The organism is Bradyrhizobium sp. OK095 (assembly GCF_900109945.1).
Taxonomy (GTDB): Bacteria; Pseudomonadota; Alphaproteobacteria; order Rhizobiales; family Xanthobacteraceae; genus Bradyrhizobium.
Map to the genome: position 1 here is coordinate 629,429 of NZ_FOBX01000002.1, position 12,133 is coordinate 641,561.

Here is a 12,133-nt window from a genome sequence, read left to right on the forward strand (position 1 = left end):
ACTCGCCGATCAACCCGTATTCCGCAAGCCCGCCGAGATGCCGTTGATCGTCAGCTGAATCCCGCGCAGCACCTGCTCATCCGGGTTCTGCGCGCGATGCTCTTTCAGCAGCTCGACCTGAACGTGGTTGAGCGGATCGAGATAGGGGAAACGGTGGCGCACCGAGCGCTCCAGCAGCGGGTTGCCTTGCAGCAGCCGATCCTGCCCCATGATGTCCAGCAACGTCTCGATGCAGGAATGCCATTCGCGGCGGATGCGGCCGAAGATCTTTTCACGCAACGCCTCGTCAGGGACGAGCTCGGCATAGCGCGAAGCGATCGCGATCGAGCTTTTGGCCAGCACCATGTCCATGTTCGACAGCAGCATGCGGAAGAACGGCCATTCCTTGTAGAGCTCTTTCAGGAACGGCATGCCCTTGTCGGGATGCTCCGCGATCCACTGCTCGACTGCGCTGCCGAAGCCGTACCAGCCCGGCAGCATCAGGCGGCATTGCGCCCAGGAGAACACCCAGGGAATGGCGCGAAGGTCTTCGATCGCGCGGGTCTTCTTGCGCGAGGCCGGGCGACTGCCGATGTTCAGCGTCGCGATCTCGTTGATGACGGTCGAGGCCCAGAAGTAATCGACGAAGCCGTCGGTCTCGTAAACAAGCCCGCGATAGGCCTTGAAGGCGAGGTTCGACAGCTCGTCCATCGCGGTCAAATATTCGCCGCGTGGTGCGCTCTGGCGCGGATGCAGCAGGCTCGCCTCCAGCGTCGCGGCGGCCAGGATCTCAAGATTGCTGCGGCCGACCTCGGCGTTGGAATATTTCGAGGAGATGATCTCGCCCTGCTCGGTGATACGGATCTGGCCGTTCACGGCGCCGCCGGGCTGGGCGATGATGGCGTCGTAGCTCGGGCCGCCGCCGCGACCGACCGAGCCGCCGCGGCCGTGGAACAGGCGCAGCCGCACGTGATGCCGCTCGAACACGTCGACGAGGCCGATCTCGGCCTTGTACAGCTCCCAGCCCGAAGTGACGAAGCCGCCATCCTTGTTGCTGTCGGAATAACCGAGCATGACCTCCTGCACGCCACCACAGCTGTCGACGAGACGACGGTAATCGTGCAGCGACAGCATGCGGTCCATGATGACGCTCGAGGCCTGCAAATCCTCGATGGTCTCGAACAGCGGCACGATGTTGATAGCGCTGCGCCCGGAGGGATGGACGAGACCGACTTCCTTCAGGAGCACGGCCACTTCGAGCATGTCCGACATGCTCTTGCACATCGAGATGATGCACTGGGGAATGGAGTCCGAGCCGAACTTCGCATGGGCTTCCGCCGCGGCGTGGAATACGTTGAGCTCGCCCATGGTCTCGTCGCTGTATTTGACGAATGGCGACACCAACGAGCGGATGCTACGGAGTTCATTGGTGAGCAGCGAAATACGGGCGTCCTCGCCGAGCGCGAGATAGGACATGCCGGGATTCGCAGCGTCCATCAGTTCGGCGATGGTCCGCTCATGCACGGCCGAGTTCTGGCGGATGTCGAGCCGCGCCAGGTGGAAGCCAAAGCAATCCACTGCGCGTCGCAGCAACCGCAGCCGGCCGCGCGCGATGACGCGCGCGTTATTCGCGATCAAGGAACGGTGCAGCACGTCGAGATCGGCCTTGAGCTCCTTGACGCTTTCGTACGGCGCGCCCTTGCCGACCGGACGCCGCGTGATCTCGACCTGAAGCATTTCGGCCGTTGCGGACAGGCGCGCATAGATGCCGGAGACCGCGAGACGATAAGGCTCGCCGCTCCGGTGCGGCGAGGTGTCCGGCGAGCGCTCCGCCAGCGTGCGCAGCTCCTCGGAGATATCGGCGAGATGTGCCGCGATTGATAGCTCCGAGCCGAGCACGTGCAGCTCGTTCAGGTAGAACTGCATCACCCGGCTCGACTGCAGCCGCAGCGTGCCGCGCATGACGTCGGCGGTGACGAAGGGATTGCCGTCGCGATCGCCGCCGATCCAGCTGCCCATGCGCAGGAACGAGGCAAGCTCGCTGGCGGCGGCCTCGCCGCCGTCCTCCAGCCGGTCTTCCAGCGTGTTGACCAGCCGCGGCACCTCGCGCAGGAAGGTGTAGTCGTAGAACGACAGGCCGTTCGCGACCTCGTCGAGCACGGTGAGCTTGGTTCGGCGCAACAGATTGGTCTGCCACAGCGTCAGCACCTCCCGGCGGAGCTGCTCGTCGCTGGCGGCAACTTCGTCTTCGGTCAGCGCGACCCGCTCGCGGCGATCGAGCAGGCTTGCGACCTCCATCTCGCGGTCCATGGTGCTCTTGCGGCGGACCTCGGTCGGGTGCGCGGTCAGCACGGGGCTGACCAGCGCGCTCTTGAAGAAATTGCGCAGCGCATCCGCGCCGATACCCGCGGCCTTGGCGTGGGCCAGCGTTTCCGCGAGCACGCCGGAGCCGCCGCTCTTTGTTGCGGTACGGGCGCGCATCTGGCGGATGTTGTTCTGATCCTCGGCGATGTTGGCGAGGTGGGAGAAATAGCTGAAGGCACGGACAATCCGCACCGTCTCGGAGGTCGACATGCTGTCGAGGATCTGCTCGAGCTCGCGGCGGGCGAGCCGGTCCTCGTCGCGGTGGAACCGGATCGAGGTCTGCCTGATGCGCTCGACCAGGTCGAACAATTCGGGCCCCTCCTGGTCGCGCACCGTGTCGCCCAGGATGCGCCCGAGCAGGCGGATGTCGTCGCGCAGCCGCGTGTCCGCTTCCAGTGCCTGAACGTCCTCAGGGCGGTTGGAGCGTTGATCGGCGGCGTCGGATGGTACGGTCTGGAGGGACATCGGCTCGCTCCCTGGTTCGAGCTCGCTGCCCGGCTCAGCGAGTGTGCAAGTTTTTTGCCGCAGCGCAAGATGAAGTTGGGGGCGGCGCACACGACGGGCACCCGCTCGTGTCCCGGACGCGCTGCAACGCCCTTCAGCGTTGCTGCGCAGAGCCGGGACCCAGCGCGGCAGAAGATATGGGCCCCGGCTCAGCAGCGCACCACGCCGCCAAGTCGCGGCGCGCTGCGCTGCGTCCGGGGCACGAGAATGGAGGTCTTGGCGTTAAACATGCCTTCGCCTTCTCGCGGCCGGTTTCGCCCGAGTTTTGCTGTCGGTTTCGCCCTCATCAAGAAGAAAGGGCGCAGGGAAGGCCGGGCGCCGGCTGGCACCCGAGGTCCGCATACGAGAAACGCACGCGGGGTGACCACAGGTGATGCCGGTCGCCCGGCCTTCCCTGCGCAATGGTTTTACGGCTTATGGCGCGCTCTCCCCGGGGAGCGATGCACTATTGCCCCCGTCGCCTTGCGGATGACCGATGTGTCTGCCGGTCGGCCGCCACACCACCGCAAGCCTTGACGCACAGACCCCGGGCGTCAGGACCACACGCTTTTGCCGTCCGCGGACGTCTCTCCCCGATCATTCGAAGGCTCGCGCGTGCTCGCCCCCAAAGCCGAAAAGGAACGCTGTAACGGCGCCGTGTCGATCCCGCGGATCGCGATGACTCACAGGCATAGCCCGCCCTGCCATCTCGTCACGCGCCGGCGCTGCCGCGTCCATCGCATCCCGGCTCACGTATCGTGACGATCGCGAAACGCCCCTTTGGCGGGCTGGGATGGAATGCGATTTACCCGAAGATAAGATTTCGGTCAATCAGAATATTCGTGGCGACACCGTTGACCTGCATGTGGTGTATTTTGCCTGTCGGGCAACGCGAGGGATTGTGGACGGGAGGCGGGTGAGCGCGCCGCGGCCGAAGGATCGGTTGAACCCTTGCGAACGCCCATCGCGCTTCGACAGCGGCTAGCGGATTAATGGGTTTCGCTGGCGCTCTACCCATCCTACGAGCTTCATCTGCGATGCCCAGCGTGGGCGGTATCGTACCCCCGCGGTGCGGAAATCAGCGCGCGAATTTGTAGTGAGCGACCGCCGCCGAAGTGACCGTCAGCAATGCCGAAGCAATCCAGATCGGGCCCAGCACAAAAATGGCTATCGCGCCCTGCCCACAGGCACCGCATGAAACCGAAAACAATATTGGAAAACAACATAGCAGGATGACTACGGCCAATCCTGTACTGAGCCAAACTCCTCTCGCCCCCCATCGCGCACCAAAAAACCACGGCACGGCGGGAAAGCCGACAGACAGAATAGCCAAGAGGTTCATCAGATCGTCGAACATGATTGGCTCTTGGTCGTTCACACGAGGCAGGTGGTTCAACCTTACGAAAACCGAACGGACCTTGGTCATTGCCGCCATGCCGACTCCGGCGCAAAAGTCGAATGCCGGCAATTGACATCGCGCTTGACGACTGCTCCGGGCCAGAAGCAGCCATTGATCATCCATCATCGCAGGACTCAGTTTCCTGAATCTTTCAACCAGGAGGAAATCGTCTGGTTGAGATAGTCGGGCACCTCATGCTGAATGAAGTGGCCTACTCCAGGAACGATTTTGATCGTGAGATCGCCCGGATTTTTCATCCATGATTTTTCCAGATCGAGCGTGCTCAACAAAGCATGGCTCTCCTCGATTCCGTGCACATGCAGGACCGGGCAGTTGATCGTGGCGCCGTAGATTGCCTTCATCATCGGATCGAACAGGTTGAGCGCAAACTGGGATAGATTGTAGTTGGCCTTGTAGTAATTCATCATGGCCAGGATCGACGATTTCGAGAAAGCCTCAATGTAGCGGCTTTTAGCCCTGGGTTCGACAACCCAGTATGCCAAATCTTCCGCAGTCAGGGTGTCGCCTTTGCCTTTGGCGAGGAACTTTGTTGCGTACGCGCTGGCCCTCGACTGCGCGACGGGATGGTTCCACGGGAGCAATTCCTTCGTGATGGCGCCGGGATGAGGAACGCTGAGGACGACAAGTCTCTCGATCAGGTCCGGATTTTGTCCGGTGAATAGCCAGGACAGAGCGGCGCCCCAGTCGTGCCCGATCAGGATGGCCTTTCGACCCTTTCTCTCTGCGTCGATCACGGCGCGGATGTCACGGAGCAGAACCGGAGTCTTGTAGTTCTCGACACCGTCCGGCCGATCGCTCAGATCGTATCCGCGCAGATCAAGAGCGACCACCTGATAATCTGCCGAAAATACCTGGATCTGATTTCGCCAGGAATACCAGAAGTCCGGAAATCCGTGCACGAACACCATCAGCGGTTTCTTGTCGGATCCCATGGTGACGTAGTGGATCTTCGTCCCGGCGTTGTCCGCATATTTGTGGAGAAGGTTCGGATGCTTGTCGATATCGACGGCAGGCTCGCTCAGAGCGGCCGGGACTTTATTGTGCCAGACGGCATCGTCTGAAGTCGCCCCGCTGGCGAGTTGAGTGAACATCGTACTTAACATGACGGCTCCTGAAAGCACCATCGAGCAGGTTCTCAGGGCCATCTCAGAGGTCCCTTTCGCCAGAACATGTGACGAAATCGAAATCGCTCGAATTCATTTGAATTTTTCCTGCAACAACCTGGGGTCGATAGTGCCGTGTCACGCAATTTTTGGGTTTCGGCTGGCACGTGGGGACCCACATTCTATGGCGATCACCATATTATGGCGGTCGCCATAGAACTGTCAAGCGAAGCGTGTTAGGTTTGCAGGATGCCCCGCAAGACCGATGCGCGCGCCCGCGCGATTGCTACCGCCGTGCGACTGTTTCGCATCCAAGGCTATACTGCGACCGGCTTGACCCAGATCATCGATGAAAGCGGTGCTCCGAAAGGATCGTTCTATTTTCACTTTCCGCGCGGCAAGGCACAGCTCGCGGAAGAAGCAATCGATCACTACGTCGCGAGCAGAATCTCTCTATTGCGGGAGATCTCGGCGAACACGGCAGGCCACGCTCTGAAGTTCGTCCATCAGATCTTTGCAGCATTCGCGGCCGAAATGGTTGCCTCTGATTTCCAGTATGGATGTCTCATGCAAAATCTGGCGAATGAGCTGCCCGCGCTCGACGCTGAGCTGACCAAGCGGGTCGCGCGCGGATTTATCGATTCGACCGAGATTGTTGCGGAGCATTTTAGAGAGTGCGGTTTCGCGTCCGCGCGCGCATCCTCGACCGCAGCGGCGTTGGTCGCGGCCGTCGAAGGCGCGCGAACGATCGCCCGCCTGGAACGCACGCCGGCGATATTTCAGGCTCTGGCGGATGTCAGTGTCCGGGGCTGGGCTGCCCCCAAAGGGTGATCCAGGTTCAGTACGCCTAGGGTGGGTTGAGCCCTTGCGAAACCCATCGTGCATCATCATCGGCGGAAGGTCTGATGGGTTTCGCCGGCGCTCACCCCATCCCAACAGTTCTGAGACCGGCCCTAAGCCGGCACGATCACCTTGCCGATCGGCCAGAGTGCGATGCCGGCGAGTTTCAGATGAGCCCAGGCGAAGGGAATGCCGATGATGGTCACCGCAAGCACCAGCGCGGTCAGGAGATGCCCGAGTGCCAGCCACCAGCCGGCCAGCACGAACCAGATGATGTTGCCGATCACCCCGAGCGGGCCGGTGCCGATATCGCTCATCCCAGTGACATCGTAGCGGTTGACCGCCTTCGAGCCGAACGGCAGCAGCGTGTAGATGGCGATGTTGAACGCCGCCCGCGCCCAGGGCAGGCCGATGATGGTGACGGCCATGATGACCGCGGCGACCAGCCAGCCGACCGCCATCCAGGCGCCGCCGATGAGGATCCAGAGGATGTTGAGCAGGATGGAGACGGGGGTCATGGCTTTATCCGCTGTCAGTGACGCCACCTATATAGGTGTGAAAATCGTCTCTGCGAAGATGGCCATCGGCTGCCGCCTGACGTGACTGCCTCAAATGGCGTCACCCGCTCTCACTTCATTGAATTGACGCACGCAGCGCCCAGAATGGCACGGCGCTTGAAACATTCAGGACGCGATGGCGTTGCCGTCGCGGCCATTGGGGCCCGGGGGTTTAAATGTCTGATTTCGTCATCGAGGAAGGCCTGCCCTATCCGCTGGGTGCCCATTGGAGCGGCAAGGGCACGAACTTCGCGGTCTTTTCCGCCAATGCCACCAAGGTGGAAGTCTGCCTGTTCGAGGGCGATCGCGAGACCCACCGCTTCGAGCTGCCGGAATATACCGACCAGGTTTTTCACGGCTACATCGCGGGCGTCGGGCCCGGCACCTTTTACGGCCTGCGCGTTCACGGGCCCTATCAGCCCGAGGCCGGCCATCGCTTCAATCCCAACAAGCTCCTGCTCGATCCCTATGCCCGCGCCCATGCCGGGACGCTGAAGTGGGACCCGGCCGTGTTCGGCTACAAGATGGAGACGGGCGACGACACCACCTTCGACGAACGCGACAGCGCGCCCTTCATGCCGAAATGCGTCGTGGTCGATCCCGATTTCGACTGGCAGGCCGAGGCGGCGCAGCACGACGTTCACTGGGACGAGACCATCGTTTACGAAACCCATGTCAAAGGGTTCACGAAGAAGCACCCCGATGTGCCGGAGAATTTGCGCGGCACCTATGCCGGCTTCGCCGCGCCCGAGATGATCGCGCACCTGACATCGCTCGGCGTGACCTCGATCGAGCTTTTGCCGGTGCACTCGTTCATCAACGACGACAATCTCTTGAGGAGGAACCTCGTCAATTACTGGGGCTACAACACCATCGGCTTCTTCGCGCCGGACCCGCGCTACGCATCCGACGTGCCGAACAGTCTTCGCGAGTTCAAGGAGATGGTGTCGAAGCTGCATGGCGCCGGGCTCGAGGTGATCCTCGACGTCGTCTACAATCACACTGCCGAAGGCAACGAGCTCGGCCCGACCCTGTCCTTCAAGGGCATCGACAACGCCAGCTATTATCGCCTGCTGCCGGACCGGCGGCGCTTCTACATCAACGACACCGGCACAGGCAACACCGTCAATCTGTCCCACCCGCGCGTGATCCAGATGGTGATGGACAGTTTGCGCTACTGGGCCGGCCACATGCATATCGACGGCTTCCGCTTCGATCTCGGCACCATCCTCGCCCGCGAGGTCTACGGCTTCGACGAGCAGAGCGGATTCTTGAAGGCGATGGACCAGGATCCGTTGCTGTCGACCGTCAAGCTGATTGCCGAACCCTGGGATTGCGGCCCGGGCGGCTATCAGGTCGGCGGCTTCCCGCCCGGCTGGGCCGAGTGGAACGACAAATATCGCGACATTGTGCGCGACTATTGGCGCGGCGAGGCGCCGCCGTCCGTGCTCGCTTCGCGACTGCTCGGCTCGGCCGATATCTTTGGTCGCTGGGGTGGCCGGCGCTCGTGGGCCAGCGTCAACTTCATCACCGCCCATGACGGTTTCACGCTGAACGATTGGGCGAGCTACAACGACAAGCACAACGAGGCCAATGGCGAAGGCAATCGCGACGGCAGTTCCAGCAACCGCTCCTGGAATTGCGGCGCCGAAGGCCCGACCGACGACAAGGACGTCCGCGGCTTGCGCGAGCGGCAGAAGCGCAACATGCTGGCGACCCTGCTGCTCTCGCAAGGCACGCCGATGCTGCTCGGCGGCGACGAGTTCGGCCGGACCCAGCAAGGCAACAACAACGCCTATTGCCAGGACAGCGACATTTCCTGGTTCGACTGGAGCATGGGCGAGGACGCGCAGAAGCTTCTCGCCTTTACCAAGCGCGTGATCCAGCTCCGTCGCGACTATCCGATCCTGCGCCGCAGCCGCTTCCTCACCGGCGCGCACGATGCGCAGCTCGATATCCGCGACGTCGTCTGGATCAACGCCAGTGGCAGCGAGATGTCGAGCGCGGACTGGGAGACCGGCTGGCTGAAATGCTTCGGCGTCGTGCTCGACGGCCGTGCGCGAAAAACCGCGATCCCGCGCCACGGCGAGGACGACAGCGTGCTGATCATCCTCAACAGCTTTGAGGGCGAGGTCGACTTCAAGCTGCCCCACACCTCGGCAGGTCCATGCTGGTCGCTGCTGCTCGACACCAATGTCGGGGACGGCGGGTCGGGGGCACGGTTTGAATTTGACAGCATCTACAAGGTGCCGGGCCGGTCGTTCCTGCTGTTCGTTGGCGGGGAGCTGGTTTAGAGCGCGGATCAGCGCTCTTGTTCCGGCAGCGTCGCCCGGATGAGCGAAGCGACATCCCGGCTAATTTTCTCGCTGATTGCGCCGGTCGGCGTCAAGCTTGTGCCGGCTGCAGGCATCACCATGCTCAAAACAAGGGAGCTACCGACGATTTCTTGCGGGCCGCAATACGAACACCCTTGCGCCTCGAATGGGCACAGCTAAACTTGCGGTAGTGAGCGCATTTTTTTCGCATTTTTCTTTGAGGGTCTCATGCCAGAGCGACTCGTTCCCGAGTACGCAGAGCGGCCTGCGTATATCGTTCCTTTTTCTATTGCCCTTGCTTTCCTGATTGCCGGCGGCGCAGCCGCCTTCTTCTACTTCCAGCTACAGATCGCGGAAAGTAAGTTGCAGCCGGCCCGTGATCTTGCCGCATCCAAACAGCCAGCCGCACTTCCGAAGCCGGAGCCGTTCGGCCGCTTCAAGAAGGTCTACGAGGACCTCGACATCACATCCCTCCCGGCCAGCTTCGAGCGAAATACGGAAGCGAGTAAACTGCTCGATCAGCTGCAACGAGAGCCATGCGATCGGGAGGCCGTTGAGCCGCTAGCAAATGTGATGGTCCAATCGGGATACCCGCGAGAGGCCGCCAAGAGCGCCCTGAAGTTCGGTCAGCGGTGCGGACACAGCGCAGACCTGCTCGAGGTGGCCTACGCGGCGTTCACCCGGCTGAGCGATTACAACGGGGCGCTCGGCGCTTCCGAGGAGATGATCAAGCTTGACCAGGCAAGCGGTCGCTACCGATTCCTCAGGGGCACGGCGCAGGAACGGCTGAAGAATTACAAGGCAGCACTGAGCGACTCTATCAGCACGCTCCAGCTTTTCGTTGACCTGTCGAACGTTGCCCCCAGCGAGTTCTACTGGATATCGCGTATGTATGATGCCGTCGGCCGCCCCTGCGATGCAATCACGCCGCTTGAAATGTATCTCTCGTACGACGTCGCTAACCGGCAAACTCCACAGATTTCGCAAATGATCAGGGAGTACGCGAACAAGGGAAACTGTCGCGCAACGTATGCGACGGGTTCAGACCGACTGCTGATCGGTTCTACCAACGTCGTGGACGTCACCATCAATGGCGCCAAGGGCCGCATGATCGTGGACACGGGCGCCTCAATGGTTTCGATGACCGCCGCGTTTGCGGCGCGCGCACGCATTTTACCCGACGAAAGCAATCCGATTACATTCCATGTCGTCGGCGGTACGGTCCAGTCAGCGCCGGGCTATGCACAACTCATCGAAGTTGGCCGCGCGCAGGCCGCAAACGTGCCTGTCGCAATTGGCATGGGCAGCTCTGGCACATATGGGCCACAAGTGGACGGTCTGCTCGGCATGACCTTCCTGGCCCGCTTCAACGTGGTGCTTGCCGGCGGCGCGCTAGAGTTGAAGCCACGCATTCTCAACTAATTGGCCCGACGTACTCCCGAGTCAGATTTTCCGTCCCGCCTGCTCCCAATAGGGATCGCGGAGGCGACGCTTGAAGATTTTTCCGGAGTCTTCGCGCGGCAGCCCCGAGCGAATCTCGATGTGCTTGGGTACCTTGTAATCGGCGAGCGAGGTCTTCAGCCTTGCGCGGACATCGGCGGCATCGAGTGTGATGCCGGGCTGCGCCTCCACCACCGCCATCAGCGCCTCGCCGAACTCGGCATCGGGGATGCCGAACACCGCGCAATCATGCACGCCGGGGACCGCGTGCAGCACCGACTCGATCTCGGCCGGATAGATGTTGACGCCGCCTGATATCACCATGTCGCGCTTACGGTCGCAGATGAAGACGTAGCCGTCTTCGTCGATGTAGCCGACATCGCCGGAGGTGATAAAGCCGTCGCGATCGATCTCGGCGCGCTTCTCCGGCTTGTTGTGATAGGTGAAGTCGGCCATCTCGGCCATGCGGGAATAGATCTCGCCGATCTCGCCGACGCCCAGCACGCGACCGTCCTCGCCGATGAAGCGCAATTCGGCGCCGGGCGAGATCTTGCCGACCGTGCCGGGCTTCCTCAGTGCATCCTCTGACGTCGCGAAGGTGACCGCGCTGGATTCGGTCGAGCCGTAGAATTCGTAGATCACCGGCCCCCACCATTCGATCATGGCGCGCTTGACATCCGCCGGACAGGGCGCAGCCGCATGGATGATTTGGCGGAGCGAAGAGACGTCGTACTTCCTGCGGACGGCCTCCGGTAGCTTCATCAGGCGGATGAACATGGTCGGCACCATGAAGATGGTGTCGATTTCAAAGCGCTCGATCAGCTCCAGAAATTCCTCGGCTTCGAAGCGCGGCATCAACACCAGCGCACCGCCGAGTTTTCCCGCGCGGATGCCGAACGAATTCGGCGCCGAGTGATAGAGCGGGCCCGGCAGGATCGCGCGGGCACCGGGCTTGAGCCCGTAGATCATTGCGCGCATGCGCTCGCCGGCGGCCTGCTGGTCCGGCGTCGGCGCATTCCGCCGCACGCCCTTGGGATGGCCGGTCGTGCCTGAGGTGTAGATCATGTTCATGGGCTGCGGCACGACCGGGCCGTCATAGGGCTTAAACTGCGCGAGCCAGGATTCGAAATCGATCGCGAAGTCCGGCGTCGTCAGGTGAACTGGATCGATCTTGTAGTTGGACAGGATTTCCGGCGGCGTCGGCACGCTGAGCACGGTGACGCCTTTCGGAATGGCGTCGCGCAAGGCGTGCAGCATGTCGGCATGGCCGATCAGCACGGACGTGCCGGTGTCGTTCAGGATGTAATTGATCTCCTCCGGCTTGAAATGCCAGTTGATCGGCACGCCATAGGCCCCCAGCCGCATCGCGGCGTAAGCGGCTTCCAGGAAGGCGATGTCGTTGCGCATCAGCATGCAGACGCAATCGCCTTGCCTGACGCCGATCTTGGCGAGGCCGCTTGCGATGCGATCGGTGCGGTTCGTGACCTCAGCGTGGGTACGGCGCCGCTCGCCGGAGACGATGCCGAGGAACTTTGGCGTTTCGCTCATTTGTTGTTTTTCTTTTTGGTTGGAGTTGACCCTCATGGTGAGGAGGCGCGAAGCGCCGTCTCGAACCATGAGAGCCCGTGGCCC

At 61.9% G+C, this 12,133-nt stretch carries 8 protein-coding genes; 3 read left to right on the forward strand and 5 right to left on the reverse strand.

Going from position 1 to position 12,133, the window contains the following annotated elements:
* Window positions 1-9: 9 nt before the first annotated feature.
* From ppc to BMW89_RS07915, 3 genes are all read right to left on the reverse strand, one after another.
* Window positions 10-2,808, reverse strand: coding sequence for a phosphoenolpyruvate carboxylase (ppc, locus tag BMW89_RS07900; protein ID WP_092024338.1), 2,799 nt, complete (start codon window positions 2,806-2,808; stop codon window positions 10-12).
* Window positions 2,809-3,904: 1,096 nt separating this feature from the next.
* Window positions 3,905-4,183, reverse strand: coding sequence for a hypothetical protein (locus BMW89_RS37265; protein WP_143062726.1), 279 nt, complete (start codon window positions 4,181-4,183; stop codon window positions 3,905-3,907).
* Window positions 4,184-4,359: 176 nt separating this feature from the next.
* A complete protein-coding gene (locus tag BMW89_RS07915; protein WP_244547548.1) occupies window positions 4,360-5,391 on the reverse strand; it encodes an alpha/beta fold hydrolase in 1,032 nt (343 codons plus the stop codon).
* A gap of 207 nt (window positions 5,392-5,598) precedes the next feature.
* Here BMW89_RS07915 and BMW89_RS07920 point away from each other — a divergent pair, with 207 nt between their 5' ends.
* Complete coding sequence (locus BMW89_RS07920; protein ID WP_092024340.1) at window positions 5,599-6,180, forward strand: TetR/AcrR family transcriptional regulator; 582 nt, start codon at window positions 5,599-5,601, stop codon at window positions 6,178-6,180.
* Between the two features lie 122 nt (window positions 6,181-6,302).
* On the opposite strand, the gene BMW89_RS07925 is transcribed toward BMW89_RS07920, so the two are convergent.
* On the reverse strand, window positions 6,303-6,707 hold the full coding sequence (locus BMW89_RS07925) for a YccF domain-containing protein (RefSeq protein WP_092024715.1): 405 nt from the start codon (window positions 6,705-6,707) through the stop codon (window positions 6,303-6,305).
* Between the two features lie 215 nt (window positions 6,708-6,922).
* Between BMW89_RS07925 and glgX the strand changes: the two genes are divergently transcribed.
* Window positions 6,923-9,040, forward strand: coding sequence for a glycogen debranching protein GlgX (gene glgX, locus BMW89_RS07930; protein WP_092024341.1), 2,118 nt, complete (start codon window positions 6,923-6,925; stop codon window positions 9,038-9,040).
* A 249-nt stretch (window positions 9,041-9,289) separates the two neighbouring features.
* Window positions 9,290-10,483 carry a retropepsin-like aspartic protease gene (locus BMW89_RS07935; RefSeq protein WP_092024342.1) on the forward strand — a complete coding sequence of 398 codons (1,194 nt, stop codon included), beginning with the start codon at window positions 9,290-9,292 and terminating at the stop codon, window positions 10,481-10,483.
* Window positions 10,484-10,504: 21 nt separating this feature from the next.
* On the opposite strand, the gene BMW89_RS07940 is transcribed toward BMW89_RS07935, so the two are convergent.
* Window positions 10,505-12,049 (reverse strand): acyl-CoA synthetase, encoded by a 1,545-nt coding sequence (locus BMW89_RS07940; protein WP_092024343.1) that lies wholly within the window; start codon window positions 12,047-12,049, stop codon window positions 10,505-10,507.
* Between the last annotated feature and the right edge of the window lie 84 nt (window positions 12,050-12,133).

Excerpts from the sequence above, each read along its gene's own strand:
- ppc (WP_092024338.1), bottom strand. The coding sequence starts at position 2,808 with ATGTCCCTCCAGACCGTACCATCCGACGCCGCCGATCAACGCTCCAAC.
- BMW89_RS37265 (WP_143062726.1), bottom strand. The coding sequence starts at position 4,183 with ATGTTCGACGATCTGATGAACCTCTTGGCTATTCTGTCTGTCGGCTTT.
- BMW89_RS07915 (WP_244547548.1), bottom strand. The coding sequence starts at position 5,391 with ATGGCCCTGAGAACCTGCTCGATGGTGCTTTCAGGAGCCGTCATGTTA.
- BMW89_RS07920 (WP_092024340.1), top strand. The coding sequence starts at position 5,599 with ATGCCCCGCAAGACCGATGCGCGCGCCCGCGCGATTGCTACCGCCGTG.
- BMW89_RS07925 (WP_092024715.1), bottom strand. The coding sequence starts at position 6,707 with ATGACCCCCGTCTCCATCCTGCTCAACATCCTCTGGATCCTCATCGGC.
- glgX (WP_092024341.1), top strand. The coding sequence starts at position 6,923 with ATGTCTGATTTCGTCATCGAGGAAGGCCTGCCCTATCCGCTGGGTGCC.
- BMW89_RS07935 (WP_092024342.1), top strand. The coding sequence starts at position 9,290 with ATGCCAGAGCGACTCGTTCCCGAGTACGCAGAGCGGCCTGCGTATATC.
- BMW89_RS07940 (WP_092024343.1), bottom strand. The coding sequence starts at position 12,049 with ATGAGCGAAACGCCAAAGTTCCTCGGCATCGTCTCCGGCGAGCGGCGC.